Annotated in this window: 15 protein-coding genes and 1 other RNA gene; 9 read left to right on the plus strand and 7 right to left on the minus strand. The window is 55.0% G+C overall.

Annotation, left to right across the window (positions count from 1 at the left end):
- Positions 1–93: 93 nt before the first annotated feature.
- From H6G13_RS22815 to H6G13_RS22830, 4 genes are all read left to right on the plus strand, one after another.
- Entirely contained in the window at positions 94–4,473 is a 4,380-nt protein-coding gene (locus tag H6G13_RS22815) for a PAS domain S-box protein (RefSeq protein ID WP_190487188.1), read from the plus strand.
- Complete coding sequence (locus H6G13_RS22820) at positions 4,466–6,010, plus strand: ATP-binding protein (protein WP_190487190.1); 1,545 nt, start codon at positions 4,466–4,468, stop codon at positions 6,008–6,010. Before H6G13_RS22815 ends, H6G13_RS22820 begins: the two co-directional genes overlap by 8 nt.
- Entirely contained in the window at positions 6,007–6,381 is a 375-nt protein-coding gene (locus tag H6G13_RS22825) for a response regulator (protein ID WP_190487192.1), read from the plus strand. Before H6G13_RS22820 ends, H6G13_RS22825 begins: the two co-directional genes overlap by 4 nt.
- A 116-nt stretch (positions 6,382–6,497) precedes the next feature.
- Positions 6,498–7,649: a serine hydrolase gene (locus tag H6G13_RS22830; protein WP_190487194.1), complete on the plus strand. Its 1,152-nt coding sequence runs from the start codon at positions 6,498–6,500 to the stop codon at positions 7,647–7,649.
- 66 nt (positions 7,650–7,715) lie between these two features.
- On the opposite strand, the gene H6G13_RS22835 is transcribed toward H6G13_RS22830, so the two are convergent.
- Positions 7,716–8,240 (minus strand): hypothetical protein, encoded by a 525-nt coding sequence (locus H6G13_RS22835; protein ID WP_206756540.1) that lies wholly within the window; start codon positions 8,238–8,240, stop codon positions 7,716–7,718.
- Between the two features lie 282 nt (positions 8,241–8,522).
- Here H6G13_RS22835 and ssrA point away from each other — a divergent pair.
- Positions 8,523–8,908: a transfer-messenger RNA gene (ssrA, locus tag H6G13_RS22840) on the plus strand.
- An 805-nt stretch (positions 8,909–9,713) separates the two neighbouring features.
- Here ssrA and H6G13_RS22845 read toward each other — a convergent pair.
- A complete protein-coding gene (locus tag H6G13_RS22845) occupies positions 9,714–12,380 on the minus strand; it encodes a CHAT domain-containing protein (RefSeq protein WP_206756541.1) in 2,667 nt (888 codons plus the stop codon).
- Between the two features lie 248 nt (positions 12,381–12,628).
- Between H6G13_RS22845 and H6G13_RS22850 the strand changes: the two genes are divergently transcribed.
- Positions 12,629–14,803, plus strand: coding sequence for a prolyl oligopeptidase family serine peptidase (locus tag H6G13_RS22850; protein WP_242028485.1), 2,175 nt, complete (start codon positions 12,629–12,631; stop codon positions 14,801–14,803).
- Positions 14,804–15,070: 267 nt separating this feature from the next.
- A complete protein-coding gene (locus H6G13_RS22855) occupies positions 15,071–15,325 on the plus strand; it encodes a hypothetical protein (RefSeq protein WP_190487199.1) in 255 nt (84 codons plus the stop codon).
- Here H6G13_RS22855 and H6G13_RS22860 read toward each other — a convergent pair.
- From H6G13_RS22860 to H6G13_RS22880, 5 genes are all read right to left on the minus strand, one after another.
- A complete protein-coding gene (locus H6G13_RS22860) occupies positions 15,322–15,789 on the minus strand; it encodes a carboxypeptidase regulatory-like domain-containing protein (protein WP_190487201.1) in 468 nt (155 codons plus the stop codon). The genes H6G13_RS22855 and H6G13_RS22860 overlap by 4 nt on opposite strands.
- Before the next feature lie 81 nt (positions 15,790–15,870).
- On the minus strand, positions 15,871–16,191 hold the full coding sequence (locus H6G13_RS22865; protein WP_190487203.1) for an AzlD domain-containing protein: 321 nt from the start codon (positions 16,189–16,191) through the stop codon (positions 15,871–15,873).
- The gene (locus H6G13_RS22870; protein ID WP_190487205.1) at positions 16,184–16,930 is read right to left on the minus strand and encodes an AzlC family ABC transporter permease; all 747 of its coding nucleotides are present in this window, start codon (positions 16,928–16,930) and stop codon (positions 16,184–16,186) included. The genes H6G13_RS22865 and H6G13_RS22870 overlap by 8 nt, the downstream gene beginning before the upstream one ends.
- A gap of 77 nt (positions 16,931–17,007) precedes the next feature.
- The gene (locus H6G13_RS22875) at positions 17,008–18,360 is read right to left on the minus strand and encodes a Na+/H+ antiporter NhaC family protein (protein ID WP_190487207.1); all 1,353 of its coding nucleotides are present in this window, start codon (positions 18,358–18,360) and stop codon (positions 17,008–17,010) included.
- A 148-nt stretch (positions 18,361–18,508) separates the two neighbouring features.
- Positions 18,509–19,381, minus strand: coding sequence for an AraC family transcriptional regulator (locus H6G13_RS22880; protein ID WP_190487209.1), 873 nt, complete (start codon positions 19,379–19,381; stop codon positions 18,509–18,511).
- A gap of 209 nt (positions 19,382–19,590) precedes the next feature.
- Between H6G13_RS22880 and H6G13_RS22885 the strand changes: the two genes are divergently transcribed.
- Both H6G13_RS22885 and H6G13_RS22890 read left to right on the plus strand, forming a co-directional pair.
- Positions 19,591–20,403, plus strand: a complete 813-nt coding sequence (locus tag H6G13_RS22885) for a carbon-nitrogen hydrolase family protein (protein WP_190487211.1) — start codon at positions 19,591–19,593, stop codon at positions 20,401–20,403.
- Between the two features lie 84 nt (positions 20,404–20,487).
- Positions 20,488–21,978 carry a cation:proton antiporter gene (locus H6G13_RS22890; RefSeq protein ID WP_190487213.1) on the plus strand — a complete coding sequence of 497 codons (1,491 nt, stop codon included), beginning with the start codon at positions 20,488–20,490 and terminating at the stop codon, positions 21,976–21,978.
- Positions 21,979–22,008: the final 30 nt, after the last annotated feature.

Raw genomic sequence — 22,008 nt, forward strand, 5'->3', positions numbered from 1 at the left:
CTCCCCTCCTCGGGCCTCCCCAAATTTTCCCGATTAGCCATTACAGTTAGGCTTGGATTAGTCTTGACTGCAGGCCGACTTACGCTAACCCCCATGAGCGTCAACCCGGAAGAACTGGTCAAACCCCTTTCCGGCCCTCTCGATATTCTGACAGTAGCGCTCAACAGCGTTGCCGATGCCCTGGTCTGGACTGACTGCCAGGGACAGGTTTTGGGCTGCAATGCTGCCTTTGAGAGGTTAGTAGGGCAGAGCAGCGGTCAGGCGCAGCAGCTACCGCTGTGGCAGCTTTTACCCTTACGGCAGCAGCACCAGCTTGTAGAGCCACAAAATTATCCCTCGTACCAAATTTTGCAGGGCTGTTACACCCCGTGTGAATACGAGCTGCAGCTGAGCGACCAGCGCTTAATTTTGGAGGTCTCTGGCAATCGGGTCGATAGCAGCGGTGAGCCCGTCGCACTTTTGACAATCCGAGATCTTACCCGCACTAGGGCGGCTGCTCAAACGCGAGCTGAAACCCTATCGCTGCTCCAGGCGGCCCTGGAATCCACTGCAGACGGCGTGTTCGTGGTGGCCCGTAACGGTCAGGTGTTGGCCTACAATCAAAAGTTCGTGCGGATGTGGGGTGTGCCCAAGCATCTGCTGGCTGCTGATACCAACCCCCCTGAGCGGTTTCAGTACTTGGCGGAGCAGACAACCGATCCAGAGGAGTTTAAGGCCAGGGTCTTGTATCTGTTTGACCAAACTCCCGAAGCAGCAGTTTTTGATCGGCTAACGATGAAAGATGGCCGCATCTTTGAGCGCTATTCTCAGCCTCAATGGTTAGAGGGCCGCATTGTAGGCCGAATCTGGAGCTATCGGGACATCACCAAACGCCAGCAGGCAGAGATTGCCCTGCAGCAGCGAGAAGAGAAATATCGGGCTATTTTTGAAAACTCCCAGGTGGGCATTGGCCGCACTCGCATCTGGGACGGGCTGATCTTAGAGGCCAACCAGCGCTTTGCCCAGATTATGGGCTATGCCTCGCCCACCGAGCTAATCGGTCAGGTTCATACCCAAGATTTCTATGCCAACCCTCAAGATCGGCATGAGCTGGTGGCGGCACTGCAGCGCCAAGGCGGCGTTCATGACTTTGAGGTGCAGCTGCTGCGCCGGGATGGCTCTCTCATCTGGGGGCTGCTGTCTCTGCGGACAAATCTGGCCGAAGACTGCCTAGAGTTTGTGATTACGGATATTAGCGATCGCAAACGTGTCGAAGCAGATCGCCAGCGAGCCGAAGCCGCTCTGCGCCAGCGGGAAGCCGAGTACCGCCTGCTGGTAGAAACGGCCAACTCCGTCATTTTGAAATGGGATACCCGGGGCAGCGTGCTGTATCTCAATGACTACGGCCAAAAATTCTTTGGCTATGAGTTAGAAGAGATTGTGGGGCACAGTGTGGTGGGTACGATTGTGCCCGAAACTGAAACCACTGGGCGCGATCTGGAAGACCTGATGGTTAACCTCTGTGAGCACCCCGAACGCTACACGTTCAATGAGAACGAAAACTGCTGTAAAGACGGTCGCCGCGTCTGGATCGCTTGGGCCAACAAGCCCATTTACAATGAGCAGGGCCAGCTGACAGGCATTCTCTCGGTAGGGGCCGATGTGACCGAGCGCAGACGTTTAGAAGAAAATCTGCGCCAGTCTCAACAGTTTTTCAACATGATTGTGGAAAACATTCCCATCACCGTCTTTACCAAGAACATTCGGGCGGGGTTTCGCTACGAGCTGATCAACCAAAACTGCGAACGTATCTTAGGCTTTACCCGGCAAGAGGGCATGGGTAAGACTGATTATGACCTGCTGCCCCAGCCCCTAGCCGATCACTATCGGGTCCAGGATTTAGCGGTAGTGGCTCAAGGCACTGCAATGGAAACCTCAGAAGAGGTGATCTTGCCTCGCAGTGGGGAAAAGGTTTTTCTGCGCAGCGTCAAACTGCCGCTGTTTGACCGTCACGGCAACCCTTCTTATCTGCTGGGCATCTCCGAAGACTTTACTGAACGACAGCAGCGGGAAGAAGCCTTACGCCTGATTGTAGAGGGCACAGCATCTGCCACTGGAGAAGAGTTTTTTCGCACCTGCGTCAGCTACCTGGCTCGGGTACTGCGGGTGCGCTATGCCTTCATTGCCCAGTTCACTGAGGCAGGCCACGCCCAAACGCTGGCCTATTGGGCCGATGGAGACATTGCTGAAAACTTTGACTACGCGATTGCCGGAACCCCCTGTTCAGAGATGGTGCCGGGCCAGCTGCTTTGCTACCCCCAAGAGGTAAAGCTACAGTTCCCCAACTCTCCCCGGCTGCAGAGCATGACGGCTGAGAGCTATTTGGGCGCACCGCTGCTTGATGCTGCTGGTCAAATGCTGGGCCATCTAGCCGTATTGGACGACAAGCCCATGTCTGAAGATACTGGCCGAGAGTCGATTCTGCGCATTTTTGCTGCTAGAGCGGGAGCCGAGCTGAAGCGGATGCAGGCCGAAAAAGAGCTGCGGGACAGCGAGGAGCGCTTTAGAACTCTAATTGCCAACCTGCCTGGAGCGGCTTACCGCTGCCACGACGATGAAAACTGGACGCTGACCTTCCTCAGTGAGTCCTTTGAGCAAATTACGGGCTATCCCGTCTCAGACTTCGTCCATAACCGAACTCGCAATATTAATGACATTTCCCTGGCCGATGCTGCTCAAGTCAGAGCCGCAATCCAGACTGCCTTGGCCGAGCGCCAGCCCTATATTCTGGAGTACCCCATTGCCCATGCCGATGGCAGCATCCGCTGGATATATGAAAAGGGCCAGGGTATTTTTGATGCCGCAGGCCAGCTGCTGTGGTTAGACGGGGTAATGTTTGACATTAGCGATCGCAAACAGGCCGAAACCCTGCTCAATAGCCAAAAGCAGGTGCTAGAGCGAATTGCTGCCGGGGCACCTCTCGTCGAGACGCTAACCCTGCTGATCGACACCTTTGAACCTCTGGCCCGCTGCAAAGCCGGGTCGATTTTGTTTTTAGACGCTGCTGGCAAGCGCCTGCACCACGGTATTAGCCCGCGCCTGCCCGAGGCGTACAAGCAGGTAGCCGACGGGCTGGAAGTCGGGCCCTGTGCCGGTAGCTGCGGCACAGCCGTTTATCGCAAAGCGCCAGTGATCGTCTCCGACACCCTCACGGATCCGCTCTGGGCTGCTAAACGGGAACTGGCTCGTCTACACCACTTACGCAGCTGTTGGGCTGTGCCGATCTTGGGGGCTCACGGGCAAATTCTTGGCACCCTGGCCTTTTACTACAGCAAGCCCCACAGCCCTACTCAGGAGGATTGGCAGCTGCTAGAAACGGCAGCCCACCTGGCGGGCATCGCCATTGAGCGCAAGCGCACGGAGGAAGAACTCTACCGGGCCAAGGAAGCTGCCGAAGCCGCCAACCGAGCCAAGAGCCAGTTTCTGGCTAACATGAGCCACGAACTGCGCACTCCTATGAACGCCATTCTGGGCTTTACCCAGCTAATGGCGCGAGATACTACCCTTTCAAGCCAGCAGCATGATTCTCTGGGCGTAATCAATCAGAGCGGCAAACACCTGCTTAGCCTGATCAACGACGTGCTAGAGATGTCCAAAATTGAAGCGGGCCGGGTAGTGCTCAACCTAGCGCCCTTTGATCTCTATAGCCTGCTGCAGGGTCTGCAGGAAATGTTTCAGGTCTTGGCTGCCGCTAAAAACCTGACCCTAATCGCTGAAATTGCGTCTGAAGTGCCTCGGTACATTGTGGGAGATGAGGGCAAACTGCGCCAAGTTCTGATTAACCTGCTGGGCAACGCAATTAAGTTCACTGACGTGGGAACGGTGTCTTTAGCGGTGCATTTAGAGCCTGTGCCTCCCGATCTAGCCGCTTTACACGGCAGTCAAACGCTCCAGTTTGAGGTAGCCGATACAGGCCCCGGCATTGCCACAGATGTGCTGCCCATTTTATTCCAGCCCTTTGTGCAGGCCTGCAATCACGTGCCGGGAGAAGGCGGTACGGGCCTAGGGCTGGCCATTACTCGGCAGTTTGTCCAGCTCATGGGCGGCACCATTGATGTTGAGACTAACCTAGGTCAGGGCACCACCTTCCGATTTGACATTGATGTGACCGTGACCGATGCAGCTACCACGGCTGTGCCTTGTCGAGGCCAAGCTGGTCAGCAAGAGACAAAAGACTGCTATACGGATCAGCCATTCAGATCTGCCAGTTGTGCGCTGACCCCAGTTCGGCCGCAGGATCTGCAGGTTATGCCCCCTACTTGGATCGAGCAGTTGAACCAGGCGGCTATTCAGGCTGATGCTGACTGGGTGAAGCATCTGATTGATCAAGTCCCCCCAGGCCAAGCGGACCTAGCAAAGCGGCTGATGGCCCTAGCCAACCAGTTTGATTTTGATGCCATGCTGGAGTTGACGGAGAGCCCTACAGATGACTGAACCAGCCGCTAGAACCTACCAGGCAGATATCCTAGCAATTGACGACACACCCGAAAATTTGCAGCTGCTCTCCCAACTGCTGACGGAGCGCCACTACAAAGTTCGCAGCGTGACTAAAGGCAGCACGGCTCTACGAGCGGCCCAGGCGGCTCCACCTGACCTGATCTTGCTGGATGTGAACATGCCGCAGATGAACGGCTATGAGGTTTGCCAGCAGCTCAAGGCAGACAAGCGTACCCGCGACATTCCGGTGATTTTTGTCAGCGCTCTGGGTGAAACCCTTGATAAGGTCAAAGCGTTTCAGGTGGGCGGGGTCGATTATGTCACCAAGCCTTTTCAGGTGGAAGAGGTGCTGGCCCGAATAGAGACGCACCTGCAGTTGCGATCGCTACAGCATCAGCTGCAGCAGCAAAATACTCAGCTCCAGCAGGAAATCCGCGATCGCAAGCTGGCCGAGGAGAAGTTCGCCAAAGCCTTTCGCTCCAGCCCCAACCCCATTACCCTGACCAGTCTGCCCGACTGCGAATTCATTGAGGTCAATCCCAGTTTCCTGCGCTTAAGCGGCTATACCCGAGAGGAGGTTGTTGGTCAGCGGATTAGCGATTTGCCGCTGGGGCTAAACCCAACGGCTGCTGCCGAGGGCGCAGTGGAACTGTCGGCAGCAGGCGTACTGCACAACCGTGAAGTAGACCTTCGCACCAAGTCAGGAGAGATCAGAACGCTGCTGATCTCCGTTGAGCTGATTGACCTAGCAGGCAGCCCCTGTGCCCTATCCGTAGCCAACGATATCACTGAGCGCAAACGCCTGGAAAACGAGTTTATTTCCCTGGTCAGCCACGAACTGCGCACCCCGATGAACTCGGTCATTGGAGCTCTGGACCTGCTGGCTACTGGGCACCTGGGCACCCTAACTGAGAAAGGGGAGACGCTGATTCAAATTGCCATCACCAATGCCGAGCGCCTGATTCGCCTGGTCAACGACATTCTCGATCTAGAGCGAATGAAGTCAGGCCAGCTTACCCTACAGCTGCAGCAGTGCAGGGTGGCTGACCTGCTGCACCAAGCGCAAGCTGCGATGCAGGGGTTGGCTGAACCAGCTCAGGTTCAGATCGAGGTAGATGCCGTGGAACTGGAGGTGTGGGTAGATTGCGATCGCATCCTCCAACTCCTCACCAACCTGCTCAGCAACGCCATCAAATTCTCCGAGCCGGGTAACCTAATTTGGTTGAGTGCAAGCGCAGAGCACCAAGCCATAGAGCCGCCCGCCGCCCTCCACATTTGTGTCAAAGATCAAGGCCGAGGCATTCCCACCGAAAAACTGCACCTGATCTTTGAGCGTTTCCAGCAGGTCGATGCTTCCGATGCGCGTAGGCAAAGCGGCACTGGTCTAGGGCTGGCCATTTGCCGCCAGATCGTCCAGCAGCACGGGGGCCGCATCTGGGCCGAAAGCGAGCTGGGCCAAGGCAGCACATTCCACGTCACCCTGCCTCTGTCAGCCCCATTAGCCCAAGACCTTCAGCCAGAGCAAATTCGATGACTAAGTGCATTTTGATCGTCGATGACGAGGAAGATATTCGCTCCATTACCAAAATGGCCCTAGAAATGGGCACCGACTGGACCATCCTGACCGCCAGCTCTGGCCTTGAGGCTCTTGAAGTTGCCGCGACTAACCGCCCTGACACCATCCTGCTCGATATGATGATGCCTGGAATGGACGGACGCGCCACTCTCAAGCAGCTTAAAGCCAACGCCGCCACCCAGCTTATTCCCGTCATCATGGTCACGGCCAAAGCTCAGCCCAACAACCTGTCTGGCCTCGAAGATTTAGAGGTGGCTGCCGTTCTAGCCAAGCCCTTTCGCCCCTTAAAGCTGGCAGGAGAAATAATTACTATCCTGGGCTGGAGCTAACGCGATGGCTAGGTTTTCTCTGTGGCAGCGCAGTCATATTGCCTCCTTGTCTGTAAGTCCTATTTGCGAGAATAGTTCAGGCGACGCGACCTGCCGCTATTACCCTACCCAAAGGCATGAAACCTAGCCTGAGAGTACCTATTTCAGCTTCCCTGCTGCTGCTGGTAGGCGCGGCTCTAATGACCGACTGGCGGTTCTGGAGTCGAGCTGCAACTTACCCTAAATCCGAGATTACCTCTACGGCCTGGTACCGGCCCCAATACCCTGTGCCTGGGCAAAGTGGAGCGCCCCTGCCCCAGGCCCAAACCTCCAGCATTCCCGCTGCTGCTCTGCGCGAGGCCAGCCGTTTTGCCCAGGCCCAAAATTCAACGGCGCTGATTGTGCTGCATCGCGGCGAGGTAGTGCTGGAGGAATACTGGCAGGGCTTCTCTCCCACCTCCCTATCCAACTCCATGTCGATGGCTAAGAGTATCCTGGCCCTGCTGATCGGAATTGCCATAGAAGAAGGCCATATTGGATCCGTAGAAGATCGGGTCGCCGACTACATTCCAGAGTGGGCCAACGACAGCCGAGGGGATCTAACCCTCGCAGATTTGCTCTACATGCAGTCCGGCTTGAGAAATGACGACCGCACCAACACCCCTGCATCTGATCTGGTCAATCTCTATCTCAGCTCAAACGTGGAGAAAAAGGCGCTTCATATTCCCCAAGTCATGCCGCCGCGCCAGGTCTACGACTACAACAACGTCAACTCCCAGGTGCTCAGTATCGTACTAGAGCGGGCCACTGGGGAAACCTACGCCGACTATCTCTCTAGTCGCCTTTGGCAGCCGCTTCAAGCTAGCGATGCCTTTGTCTGGCTAGATCGACCTAGGGGCCATGCCAAAACCTTCTGCTGCTTGTTTGCCACGCCTTCAGACTGGGTGCGGGTTGGCCAGCTGCTGTTGAATCGGGGTAGGGTCGGCTCTAGGCAGGTGGTGCCTGAGCACTGGATCAATCAGATGCTGCAGGAATCGCCCATTGAACCCACCTTTGGCTATCACATTTGGATCAAGGCCCGCACCGCAGACTACCCCAATGTTGATCAGGCGGCCTCAGCTTCATTTTTGGCTACCGATACGATTTACTTAGACGGCAGAGGCCATCAGCGAGTTTATGTAATTCCTTCGCAAGAGCTAGTTATTGTGCGAATCGGAGAGCTGCCCACTGCCTGGGATGATGCCGTTCTCCCCAACCTGCTGCTCAAGAGTTTAGGGGAACGTCCCTGAGCGCTAAACAAAATCGCTGCCCCTAGGGAGCAGCGATGATGAAAATTGAGGGTTAAGGCAAACGGCCTAATCGAGGTAGCCCATCAGCAAAAAGGAGGGAGGATCGACTACGTCGTTGGGGGAAATGGGGCGGTTGCCGAGCAGCATGTGCAGATCGTCAGTTGGAAAGTGGCTAACCTCAATGGGGCGATGTCCAGGCAAAACGTCGGTGTTGGCGATTTCAAAGGTATTGGCCATAATCGGGCGCTGACCAGCAGAGTCTAGCGTCGCAACGATTTCAAAATCGCTGACCTGGATCGGGCGATGGTTGGGAAGATATTCAGTTGGAATCAAGCGAACGTTGTTGGCTAGAACGATGACGTCATCTTCAGCCCGAGCTTTAACTAAGCCGCTATTTTTGGCGGACTGGCGCTTTGACCGGCTTGTAGTCTTGGCTTCTGGCTGTTCAGGAGTATCGGAGTCTGCGTTACTGGTGCCGTTGGTGGTGGTCATGCTTAAATCCCTCTCACTGCTTGCAGTACTGGCCAGCATTAAGGCGCTAGCGTTGGTATCAATCTGGGAGTTGTCTTGCCGCTTTCTAAAGAGACGCACAGGGTCGAGAAAGCCTAAATGTTTAAGTAATTATTATACTTGGGCGATCCCCCGATTTAGTTTGTAAAAGTTTATCGCTGCTATAACTCTCTTCGTACTCACCCTCGCGGCTTCATAATCGAACTTAGCCGGCCGGGCTGAACTTGAGCGGTCATCAGCAATCTATCAATCGAGCTGAAGTACAGGAATCTTCCTAAAAATCAGCCTTTGGGTGAGAGAATCCGTATACCACTCCTCAGTGATTCGTCTATACTAGGTTTAGTGCTACGGCACGAATCATGAGGGGCTGTAACGGTTTCGACGTTTTGACGAAAGTCACCCTGTGATACAGGCCGAGAGGGAGTCCACTCTCGTAAATCTAGGCTCAAACAAAAAGTAAATGCGAACAACATCGTTCCTTTCGCTCGTAAAGCAGCTCCCGTAGCCGCTTAATTTAACAAAATGCGAGCGTCCGCAGCTTGACTCCGTTAAGGGCTGTGGACCAACCCCCAACGGATGCTCCTTCTGGTTTTCTCTGGTTAACCGGTTGGCTAAGACTTAATCAGAGACTCTTGTCGCTAGGAATAATTAGCGAACCCCGCCTAGAGGGTTAGATAGGCTAAGCCTGTGAATGAGTGGGATGTTAATACTCAGAGCGGACACGGGTTCGACTCCCGTCAGCTCCATTTTCATCAAATCCTTGTGATCATTAAGTATCGTTCTATCTGTTGCCCACTTTGCTGGTTCCAGATTATGGACTGCGTATACTGAGGTTACCTTTGGGTACTCTAAAGCAACACAATGGGCTGGACGTTTAATCAAGCCAGTTCAATGCGTTGTCCCACACTCGTTTACCTCAGAAGCGACAAATGCAGTTTCCTATCTGGCAGTATCTCAACCAACCCGTGTTCAGCCGTGCGTACAGAACAATCTTGAATCCCTGGAGATTCCAGCAATCGCAACAAATTTATTATTTAGAGCGGTGTCTGACAAAAGAGTTTAAGTCTGAGGAGCGCTACAACCCTTGAGTTTGAACGGTTAGCAAACCCGCTTTGTTTCTAAATCCTGACAATTAGTGAAGCTATTTTTTGCTTCTACTAATGGTTTGCTTAACGAATGTCAAGCTCAACTATTGAACAAAATCTAGAAAAAGTATCGGTTATTTCAAGATCGAGTTCGTTTTTTTACGGATTCACTCAAAACTGCTTGAAAGTAACAAAAAAACTGAAGACTTATGCTGAATCGAAATGAGAATCTGTTCATTTCTAATTCAGTGGTCTTGTCTGTTGCTGTTGCTACGTTTCTAGCAGTTTTCTTTATCTGTAAGGCAAGTTTAAGCCGACAAGCCTAAACCTGTGTTCTACCAAAGGGGGTGTTTGAGATTAACTCAAACACCCCCTTTGGATGATCCAGAATTGGCCTATGTTGTGAATATGCCAATTCAAGGCAGTTTTTTAGTGAAGAAGAAGTAGGCGCAGCTAAGCGAGCGATGCATCAAGGCTCAGGGGACGCATCGGTGGGCGCATCCTCAGAACTAGCCAGGGCCAAATTCTCAACGGTGTCTTTCCAGTCTGCCAACAGCTCTGTTTGCCAGAGCCAAGAGGTGCTTAGCTGGTTTGGGCTGAGCAGGGTCGGGTCGGCATTAGCAATGAATTCATATCGATCGAGGGCCTGGATCTGCAGCCCAGATTGTTCGATGGGATCGGCGGCGATTTGACTGAGTTGGTTGTAGGCCATTGCTAGCCCTATATGAGCTTGCAGAATTTGGGGGTCTGCGATCGCATCTTGTCCTGGCTCTACATCTCTAACCTGGCGTCGGTCTAGCTCCACCGCTCGGCTCCAGGCATCAATGGCTGCCTGAAAATCACTCTGGCTGTAGTAAGCAAACCCTAAAGCAATCCAGGCCTCCACAAACTGAGGATCTGCCTCTACAGCTCTCTGCCAGGATCGCCGCGCGTCATCAACACTGGCGTCAAAGGTGCCTTGAGCAATCTGCTGCCACACCAGACGGCCCATGATGAAGGACAAATCGGCGCTGGCTAGTTGGGATGGGGCCGCTAGGTCCAGGACTGTCCGTACGTTTTGAAGGTCGCCCTGGTCAAGCAGCCGGCCCAACAGCTGGCGGGCCGATTCTAAATTGCCGGTCGTTACTGCCTCAATAGCCCCGGTTACTAGTGGGCTGCTGTTTGAAGTAGTTTCTGTAGGGCTCTCAGGGCTGATCGGCGGCAGCGCCGCCTGTCGGGTGCTAAAGCGAGGGATTAGGGCTAGGGCCAGTAGAAGGGTTGCGATCGCACCTGCCAAACCAAGACTTACCCAGAGCATGAGCGGACGAGCAGGCAGCCATTTCCGCCAAGAAGTGGTTTGGGTTTGAGCAGGGTGTTCCGAATAGGAAGAGCCGGGCTTTGCTGCGCCCGCGCCTTGGAAGCCCTGTCCGAGAGGTGTGGGAGCTGTTTCCGGTAGGGCTGATTTTGGCCGTTCGGGCAGTTTGCCGTGCAGTGGGGAAACGTTGGAGTTCCAGTCGGGCAGCAGATCTTCCTCCTGCGATGCCTCTAAAGGCGCTTCAGCCGGGGTAGCGCCCGTAGACAGCTGCTGAATTAAATCAGTGACAATGGCCGCATCTTCATCGTAGCTAGGGCCATCTTGCTCGACAGTGCCGATCAAATCGGCAATTCCGGGCTGCTCAAGACTGGGTTCCGGTGTACCGAGGTCGGCGGAGTCTGGAGTGATTTCTGCCAGCAAACTATCGATGGGGGTTTCTTCCGATAAAGGAGGCAGCGTATCGGTCAAATCTTCACTACTACCGTTGCCGTTGAGCAACCAGCCATCTAGGGGGCTGGGCTCTACCAAGGGCCAATCCTTGTTGCGATCGCCTCTTAGGGCCGGGCTTTGACCCTCGCAGGTAAACAGATAGCCGTCAAATTCTGGGTGCAGATAGAGAATCGGCAGCATCCAGTAGCTCTGGTCTGAGCCGTAGGTCGAGATCAGCCCCTGTCGGGTGCGGCTGAGGCTGAGATCTATGGCATAAGCCTGCCTCAGATTGCGGTAAAACAGCTGGGTAAAGGTGATTGCTACGTCGTCGGGAATGCGCTCAGCCATGGCAATCACCCCCAGAACCCCCCGGTTTACGAGGGCCTGCACCAGGTTTTGCTCTCGCCAACCCGACTCGGCATCATCGGCAGCAGTATAGGCTCCCCGGCAGGAGTTAAACACAGCTACTCGAATGCCGTTATTGACCAGCAGCCCGGCCAAGTCTTCCCCGCTGAGGCGCTCTGTCAACCCCGTCTGACGGCTGACCAGATACAAGTCGCCGCCCGTTTTGCTGACATCGCTGTGGCCAGCGTAGTGCAAGATTTGATAGCGTCCCTGTTCTAGGGCCTGCACCAGTTCAGCTCGGCCTGGCTGCTCCAGAATGGTCAGCTGAATATCAAGAGCGCGAGGTCTGGCCAGAGCTTCGCTAGCAGAGGAAATCCCAGCAGGCGTAGGGGGGTGCAGTTCCTCCTTGAGCTTTTGCACCTCTTGGCGTAGGGCCAGCCGCTCTCGGTCATCGGGGGCTGAAACCACCATCAAGACCTGGAGCGGCTGATTTTCTGTCGGCAGGGTGGGCATGGCCGCAAGATCAACCAGCCCCGATGTGGCGTAGTAGCGGGCAAAAACAATATCGGTGCCAGCAGCCAGAGGCCGCTCATCGCCGTAGAGCAATTCCCACGGTAGCCGCTGCAGTCGGCTGTCTTTGAACCCTAGGCGAAGCCGCAGCGCCTGCCGGCGATTTTGGGCGACTCCTTGGGCGGCCAGCCAGCTATCTCGAATACGCCCCTGAAACAGCGCACCATAAAGAGTCTGTCCCAAAGCAATCAGCTGGCTGCCGGCCACGAGATTTTCTGGAAGGGGCGCAGAGGTGGGTTGGGAGGTTGGAGTACTTGCCTCAGCCGTGGGGGTATGGAAACCCTCCTGTAGCAGGCTCAGCAGCGGATCGTGGGTTTGGGCCGCAGCCTGCTGCAGCCAATTGTCTACGGGCCAGGTGACCTGCTCTTCGGCTAAGGGAACGCCGGGCGCAACTTCCTCTGTTCGCACCAGATAGCGATCCTGTCCGAGGGGCGTAATCGATAGATGGAATTCCTGGGTCACAGCGGTTGACTCTACAAAGCGGGCGCAGACAGCCAAACAAGGAATTGAGGCAGCAGTCTCTACCTCCAGCGTAAATCACCGAGCCAAAGACGAACACACCCTAACCCCAGCTACACTGAGATTCCGGAATCCCCCTGCTTCCCCTGAAGCAGTTTATTAATAAAACCCCATCAAAGAATTACATTAGGTGAGATGACAGGTAGCCTGCAAGGCAGAGTTACACTGCCAGCAACGCCCTCCGGCGGGTTTTAAGAATTGGCAACTCAAGCAAAAGGAAAATCGCTATGCCTCAGGGGATTTCGGTAGCGGCAGCCCGATGGTTGCAAACTGGTAAGTCAGTTCTGACGCTATCGCTCTCCATTGCTATGGCCCTGACAGGATCTGGGGCATGGCTGAACCCTCCTGCCAAAGCTGAAATTGTTAAAGTCGGCTACGAGAGCGAGGACCTGCCGACGCTGACAGAAGCAGAACAGGCTCGGTTAGATACCCTTCAGTCAGTGCGGATGCCGCTCTTATTGAGTAACGTCAGTCCAGACGGCAAGACTGTTGTAGTTGCCACCACTGGTCGCATTAACTCAGAGGATTGGCAGGTTCAGTTCCTAGATTTGGCGACCGGAGAGCTGAGTGATTCTATTGCTCTAGGGCAGGAGGTTCTTAGCCCCGATCTGCCGATTCAGTGGGTCAACAATGACGTGCTGCGGTTTGTTCAACAGGGCTTTTTAGGCCCTTGGGAAATTGTCACGATCAACCGTAAGACCCAGATTGTCTCTCATACTTCTGTCTATCCAACGGAGACGGAAGAGGGAGAGATTTTAGGAATGGCCCCCGATTTCTCTAAGTTTGTCATTCGGGTTTTTGAGGAGGCAGAAGACGTCGTTTACATGGTCTTTTTGCCGTCGCTGGACCGGGTCGAGGTGGCTCGTTTGCCTGAAGGCTTTAACATTCAACCGCCCAGCTGGTCGGCAGACGGCGATCAGGTCGTGCTGGTGACCTCTGCTAAGGAGGAGCGAGATCTCTATGAGCGCACTCCTTTCAGCCCCAACTTTGGTGACCCAGTGGTGCAAGATGCCCTGGGGCGGCTCTCGCCTGACGAAAACCTTTTTCGCCAGCGCAATGAGGTCAGAGTCTTTGATTTTACCCAGGAGCAGCCACTTCAGTTTGAGCTAAAGGCGACTGACGGCAGCGGCGACGCTTTTGCCAATGCGGCCTTTAGCCCCGATGGTAAGACCTTGATGGTGAAGATGTACAAGCCTTCTCAACCCGAGGGCCGGGAGCATCCTACCTATGTTTTTCCCAACACGGCTTACTACCGCTTCTACGATCTCCAGGGCAATCTCCTAAATACTTTAGAAGAGCCCAGCTTGAGTGGTCCTTTTGAGAGTCAGGGGAAGTTTATTGATAACCAGAGGGTGCTGTTTTTGGCTACGGTGGGCCTTAACCGCCCTTTTTTCGTCTACGACTTGGCAACTCAGACCCTGCAGCCCTTGTCGCTGCCTCCAGGCGCAGTAGATTTGGAGTCTTGGCAGGTGACCTCTGACGGCCAGACGCTGCTTTACTCTTTTTCCTCAGTCACCCAACCTCCGGAACTGTTTACCCTTTCTCTAGACGGCAGTGAGTCACCGCAGCAGCTCACTGACCTAAATCAGACGGTGGCCGAGGCCAATCGGGTGCAGATGCAGGAGGTGAGCTTTTCAACTCGGAATGGCCCTCGACAGGGGATCTTAATTCAGCCTGCGGGGCAGGCTTTTCCGCCCCAAGCTGTGCCGATTGTATTTTGGCAGCAGGGTGGGCCTGGGTTTTCGATGGTGAATGAGTTTGCCGTTGAGGTGGAGATGCCGCTGAATCTGCTGCCCAACTTTGGCGTGACAGTGCTGTCGGTGCCGCTGTCAGGGCGGGAGGGATTTGGCTCTGAGTTTTATCAGCTCCAGGCAGATGGTCAAAACTTTGGTCGGGCTGACATTTTAGAAGGGGTTGATATCGTTTCTCAGCTGACTGGCAATGGCTGGACGACGGCGCGTAAAGTTGGGGTGACGGGCTGCTCCTACGGTGGCTATTATGCCAGTCAGATGATTGCCCGCTTTCCCAATACCTTTGCTGCCTCTAATCCTCAGTGCTCCCTATTAGATACCTTGGTCGAGTGGCAGTTGGGCTATTCTTCCTTGCTGTCTTACCTGGCGGGAACTACGCCGATGGAAGACCCTGGGCTCTACCAGCAGATGTCTCCGCTCTACAATGCTCAGCGAATCCGTACGCCGACGATGCTGTTTCATGGGTCTGACGACTTTCTCAATATTGATGTGGTTCGCAACTTCCATGATGTGATTGCCGCCAACGACACCTCGGTCATGCTCTATGAATTTGAGGGAATGGGTCATAGCTTGGCGGACTTGGGCTATCAGCGCATTGCGGCCCAGCTTCAGGTCAATTTCTTTAGGCGGCATCTGGCGGGGCAGCAGTAGCGGTTGGAACAGCGGGGAGGGTGCTTCGACTGGCTGAGCAATACCTGGTCAACCGACCTGAGGCATGAGGTTTTGCGCTGAGGACTAGCTATGCCCGACTCGCAGCCGTAATAGGTAGAAACCTTTGGTGGCAGTAAAAAATTTACTTAGCTTAATCTTTAGACTTTGTCCACTGTCTTTTGAGGGCTGACATTGTCTAGAAATAGGCAGTATTTTTGCTTAGTATCTTCGGTTGACTGACCCCTATTCTGCTTCAGGAGTCGAGCCATGATTGTGACTTTTTCAGTGGATATCACTACCCGGCTGATTGCGATCGCACGTCGCCATCACCTGATCGTTCCCATTCCGCTCAGCACGCCCTTTCAGAGCTACGCCTCGACTGAAGAGTTGGGATTGATTCAGGCTGCGCTGCAGCCCCTGGCGCTCCAGTGTGAGGAAGTGGCCGCTATTCTGGCTCAGTTAGAAGACTGTCTGCAGCCGTCGGCCAAACTTCCTCAACCTGCTGTACCGGCTTTAGCCTAGGCGGTGCGGCGGTACCTGGCCCAGCCCATGCCGAGACCGACCAGTGCGATCGCACTGGTCCCAGCCATCATCCAGTGCGATGAGGCGTAGTGAACATCGGTTTTAGGACCATCGCCAATTTGGTCAACTTCAATGCCGGCGGTGCTAACGGGCACAGTCCAAATGTCGCCGTGACCGTCTTGGCGAATGACGACCTCCCAATTGCCGGGAATGGAGGCATCGGGGGTGAAGGTGAAGCGACCTTCGGCATCAGCAGTCAGCTCTGTCCAGGGCGTTTCGAGATTGTTAGGGGCGAAGATTTGAACATCGGCGCTATTCAACGGTTCTCCGGTGCTGTAGATCGATTGAAAGTCAAGGGTTGAGCCGTTGACGCTGTAATCGGTCTCAACGGAGTGGGCTAGGGCGCTGGTGGGAATGCCCACAGCAGCCAGAAGTGCAAGGGTGGCAATGAGTTTCTGCTTCATAAGGGACTCCTCAAAAATAGGGTGCACGGGTAGTGTACAACCTGGATTAGGGCTTATATTAGCCTGCCTGCGGGAAAAAAATTAGGCCGGAAGCAGCCATTGCCACAGCAAAAACACGCCCATGCCGCCAACGATAGTGAGCAGTAGATTTTGCCGCCAAAAGCCGATCAGTAGGGCTGCGATCGCACCCACTAGCCGCGCATTATCCCAGCCCACCCAGATTGCCCCAGACGGCATGAGCACTGCCGGGACAATGATGGCAGTGAGCACTGCGGGCGGCACAAACCGCAGCGCCTGCAGCAGCGTGGGAGAGAGCCGCAGCCGTCCGCTCACCGCAATTAGGCTGTAGCGGATTAAAAAAGTGATAAGGGCCATACCACCGATCAATAGCCATTCATTCATGGTCTATGCCTCCCTTAGGCTTTTGCTGAAATCTTTCTACTAGCATTCCGGCGGCCGCCCCGAGCAGCACTGCCACCATTAGCCCCAGTTGGTGGGGTAGGCCGTGGGTCAGCAGGGCAGATGATCCCGCCACAGCCACGGCTGCCACCATCGGTCGTGTGGTGATGTAGGGCACAGTCATGCCGATAAAGGTGGCGACCATGGCAAAATCTAGGCCCCAGCTGGCGGCATTGGGAATCATTTGCCCTACTGTTAGACCCAACCAGGTGCACAAAAACCAGTTGCCGTACATAAACAGCGCTGACCCTAGGTAGTACCAGTGGGGGTAGGGGCCGGGCTGGGGAGCCATATAGCGGCGAATTGCCACGGCAAAAGTTTCATCCGTCAGCCAAAAAGCAATCGGGATTTTCCAACGTTGGGGCAACTGCCGCACGTGGGGTACCAGACTGGCAGCATAGAGCAGGTGCCGCAGATTGACGACAAAAGTCGTCAGCAGAATCAGCGGTAGGGCGGTGCCAGCCGCTATTAGACCAATGGCAATGAACTGCGAAGATCCGGCAAAGACGACAGCAGACATGGCCAGCGTGGCGGCAGCAGACACGCCGCTGCTCTGAGCCAGGGTGCCAAAAATAAGGCCAAAGGGAATGGCCCCCAGAATTAACGGTAGCGTGTCCCTAGCCCCGGCCAAAAACTCGCGGGCCGGGTTAGTTAAAGAGTGGTTTGAAGGGGTCACTGTCATAGGGTGAGGAGAGTCCTAGCCTTGAGAGAAGGGCAGCAACGCGGGTAAGTGATATTGTCTCTAGCATGTCAGGCTGTTTACAGCGGGTCTTGAACAAAATTGCCAGCCGAGTAGCCCTCTCTGCCGCCCCGGAAAGTGTGGCCAATCAGCATGAACAGCGGCAGCAGATAAAGGTAGACGGCATAGGGAATAAATCCGGCATCAGTCATCAGCAGTGTGGCTGGCACTAGACCAGCAAGGTTCCACGGCACTAGGGGAGAGAGCACGACTGCTGTATTTTCGAGATCCAAGGCCGCCTGCTCAGCCTTAAGCTGGGCTCGTCCGTAGTGAGGTTCGATCAATTGGTGGGTCAGCAAAATAGCGATGGTTTGGGTGCAGCCGTAGGCGGCAGTGAGCAGGCTGACCAGCAGGGTGCCTATGAAGAGAGATCGGCGCGATCGCAACCCTCCCAGCCACCGCTCGACCAATGCTAGGGTTTGCATGCCTACCAGCAGCCCAGCCAGCGCGGTTGACACCACCACGACCAGGCAGACCCGCGCCATCGGCAGCAGCCCGCCTCCTTGCAGCAGAGGCGCTAACACCGCTGACGTGTCTATCCGAAAACCGACCACTAACATCTGAGCCAGCTCAGCTGGAGTATAGCCCTGCAGACCCAGAGCCAAAACCACTGCCAGCCCTAAGCTGACTAACAGTGTGCGTTTGACCGGCACCCGCAGGGCGACCATGAGCAGAATTGCGATCGCAGGCAGCAACACCTTTGGACTGAGATCAAACGCCTCGGCCAGAGCCGCCTGAATTGGGCTGTCAGTCGTCTGTAGCGGATTGCGCCAGGAAAGCGCCAAGTAGATCGCTAGCGAAGCGGCTAGGGGGGACAGGGAGGTTACCAGCATGGCCCGCAGATTTCGGTACAGGGGAGTGCCCGTCAACGTAGCTACCAGATGGGCGCTCGAAGACAGGGGCGAGCAGCGATCGCCCACATAGGCCCCGGCAATAATCGCTCCCGCCACTAGATGATCGTCAATTGCGTTTCCCCGCGCCATGATCATCAGCGCCACTCCCAAGGTGCCAACTGCCCCAAAGGAGGTGCCAATCAGCATCGACACCAGTGCTGTTAAAACAAAGGCCGATAGGATAAACAGCCGGGGCTGAATCAGCAACAGCCCATAGTAAACCAAGGCAGGCACGGTGCCAGCAGCCATCCAGGCAGCAATCAGCGCGCCAATCAGCAGCAAAATGCTCAGGACGCCCAGGGATTTGCCAATTCCGGCCTGCATCATCTGCAGCAATGGCTTTAGCCCCACGCCGCGCCGCCAGTAGAGACCCCCCAGCAGCCCTAGGGTCAGAAGCAGCGGGTAGAAAATCCAGCCGCCCCTCAGCACAGTCGTCACTAAACCTGCGGCTGAAAGGCCCAGGGCCAACAAGATATCCACGGTCTAGCGCACCTAACGCAGGCAACAAACTCGTACCCTATCAAGAGCCCCAAGTCAGATCAAACGAAACTGTTTCTTTTATCGATGAATTGAATCGATACGGTCTAGATTCAAAACTCTCTAAAAAATATCAATCTAGACCTTCCCGCTATACCAGAGCAAAATCCCTAGGTCTGAGCCTAATTAACTCAGTGCTCCCCCGAGCATATTGTCCTGGCGTAACGCCGACTAGCCGCTTAAAGTGCCGATTTAGATGGCTCTGGTCGGCAAATCCGGTTTCCATTGCGACTTCCACAATTGGCTGCCCCTTTGCTAGTCGCCGCTTGGCCTGGTTCACCCGAACTTGAATCAGGTAAGCATGGGGTGGCAGGCCGGTGACTCGACGAAACACTCGCAGCAGCTTCAGAGGCGGCAGATCGGCAAGCTGGGCCAGATCCTCCAGTGCGATGTTTTCGCTATAGCGCTCCTGCAGGTAAATCTGAAGCTGGTTCACTACCTTGCTATTGGCGAGTGGGGGTGTAGGGAGCGATCGCATCTCTCCATGCCGCTGGATCAGCCGCGCCACCATCCACCAAAACCCCGATTCGCGCTCAAGTTGGCAGGGCGACTGCTCTAAAACCTGATGCAGCCGACAAAACTGCGCAGCCAGCGGCGGATCTTGAATCACCGGCTGCGGAAAAAAAGGTTCAGCCGCTGTCCTCAGGCTCAGTTCTTGAGCCACCTGCTGCACTAGGGCGGCTTGCGGATACACCATGCGATAAACCCAGCCACCAGGCGTGCCCGCATGGCCAGTATGAACCTCCCCTGGATGAATCACTACCAGGCTACCCGCCGGGGCCTGATAGGCGCTGCCCCGATAGGCAAAAGCCTCAACCCCTGACTCAATAACGCCAATGGCATAACCTTCATGGGTGTGGCGGCTAAAGCGATGGGTGATGTAATGGGCTCGCAGCAACTCTAGCCCCTGCAGCGCCGGTTCCTGCCAAAACTTCACCTGCTCCTGTGTTGGCTGCGGCTCCATAGGGCTCCTGGCTGCTCCTGGTAATTTTTATCTTTTCGGGGGGTAATCTGAGGCTAAAGCAATCCTTCCCCAGTGTCTTGTACGATTTTGCAGCTTGAATGGACTCAGACGAAATCACGTCCATTGTTGCCAAAAGGATTGCAGTAATGGGGCTGCGTAAGCCACTAAAATTGAAGGTCTTAGACTGACACGAAACACACAAGAACCCTATGAAGGCTTACCTGGCGGCGGCAGTGCAGATGACGAGCGTGCCAAATTTAGACAAAAATTTGGCCCAGGCAGAAGAGTTAATTGATTTGGCCGTCCGCCAGGGCGCTGAATTGGTGACGCTGCCAGAAAACTTCTCCTTCTTGGGGGATGAAGCAGCCAAAGTCGCCCAGGCAGATACCCTCTGCCAAGCCAGCGAAGTCTTTCTCAAAACGATGGCGCGGCGCTACCAGGTAACGCTTCTGGGTGGGGGCTATCCAGTTCCGGCGAAAGAGGGCAAAGTGCTCAACACAGCCCTGCTCGTCTCTCCCGACGGGGAAGAGCTGATGCGCTACGAAAAGGTCCACCTGTTCGACGTGAATCTGCCCGACGGCAATACTTACCGAGAATCGAGCATTGTCCTATCAGGCCACCGCCTGCCGGATGTCTACCCCGCCAAAGACTTGGGGATTCTGGGCATGTCCGTCTGCTACGACGTGCGCTTCCCTGAGCTGTATCGCCATCTCTCTCAAATGGGCGCAGAAGTGCTGGTAATTCCAGCCGCGTTTACTGCCTTTACTGGCAAAGATCACTGGCAGGTGCTGCTGCAGGCCAGAGCTATTGAAAATACCTGCTATGTCATCGCTCCAGCGCAAACCGGCTTTCACAACGCGCGGCGGCAGTCCCACGGTCATGCCCTGATTGTTGACCCTTGGGGCGTGGTGTTGGCGGACGCTGGAACCGAGCCGGGGATTGCGATCGCAGAGATCACCCCCTCCCGCATTTCCCAAGTGCGCCGTCAGATGCCTTCCCTCACTCACCGAGTTTTCATCTAGGTTGACTGAATAAGCAGACTGCCCTAAACAGTTCCAAGTCTGTAAAGTCATGTAAATTGGACTAGATGAGTTGTTGCAGTCTGCATGATTGATTCGATCAGCGGACTTCTCGGGAGCGGCCTCGCGACTCCCGGTGGAGTTTTGGGTAGCCCCCTCTTCTATCTGGCAGAAGCCTCTTCCGAAGCAGAACTAGAGCCTCTGGTCGTAGCCAGTGTGCTGCTCAGCCTAGTTGTGATTTATCTTGCTGCCAAATTGGGTGGCGAAATTTGTGCCCGCATTAACCTGCCTCCAGTTCTAGGGGAATTGCTAGCCGGGGTAATTGTGGGGGTGTCAGCCCTGCATCTAGTCGTGTTTCCAGAAGGCAGCGGTGAAACCTCCTCCCTGCTGATGAAGCTAGTGGGCATGACCAGCAGCCTCGACCCCGAATCTCTCCTCTTCGTATTTCGCGGAGAGAGCGAAGTTATTTCTGTCCTAGCTGAGCTGGGGGTTGTCATCCTCCTGTTTGAGATCGGTTTAGAGTCAGACCTCAAAGAACTCATTCGAGTTGGGCCTCAGGCAGCTGTAGTAGCAGTCATCGGGGTTGTGGTTCCCTTTGCTGCAGGTACCGCCGGACTGATCGGCATTTTTGGGGTTTCCACGATTCCTGCTGTGTTTGCCGGGGCTGCTCTAACAGCGACCAGCATCGGCATCACCGCCAAGGTGCTGGCCGAACTCCAGAGACTTAGCTCACGGGAAGGTCAAATCATCATTGGGGCTGCCGTTCTCGACGATGTATTAGGAATTATTGTTCTGGCTGTGGTCGCCAGCCTAGCCAAAACCGGGGAGATTCAGATCCTCAATGTGGTCTACCTGATTGTCAGTGCAGCCGTTTTCCTAGTCGGGTCTATCTTGTTGGGCCGTTTGCTCAGCCCCTATTTTGTCGCAGTAGTTGATCAGCTAAGAACGCGAGGGCAGGTAATTATCAGCTCACTGATCTTTGCCTTTGTGCTTTCCTACGTGGCAGCAGCAATTCATCTAGAGGCCATTCTCGGAGCCTTCGCCGCTGGCCTGATCTTGGCCGAAACCTCTAAGCGAAAAGAACTAGAGGAGCAGATCAGCCCGATTGCAGATATGCTCGTTCCAATCTTCTTCATCACCGTGGGGGCTCGCACCGATATCAGCGTTTTGAACCCGCTCGATCCGGCCAACCGGGAAGGTCTAGTGATTGCCTCCTTCCTCGTCGTGGTCGCTATCGTGGGGAAAGTGGTGACTGGGTTCGCTGTATTTGGTCAGCCAGGCATTAATCGTCTGGCCATTGGCATCGGTATGATTCCTCGGGGTGAGGTAGGCCTAGTCTTTGCTGGTGTAGGCTCTGCCAGTGGGGTGCTCTCAGAGTCCCTCGATGCTGCCATCATTGTGATGGTCATTCTGACCACCTTCCTGGCTCCCCCCATGCTGCGGGTCGTCTTCAAAGACGAGCCAGAAGATGCTTCAGGCATCGTTTCTGGGCTGCCCGAAGGTCAGGCAGAAGTCCTTGATGCAGAGGGTGGTCTGGCCCAAGCTGAGACGATAGAGACCCCCGGCAGCTCAGCGTAGGGTTAAAGGCAATGTTGGGCTGAGAGGCAA

It is taken from the genome of Pseudanabaena sp. FACHB-2040 (assembly GCF_014696715.1).
GTDB lineage: Bacteria > Cyanobacteriota > Cyanobacteriia > Phormidesmidales > Phormidesmidaceae > JACVSF01.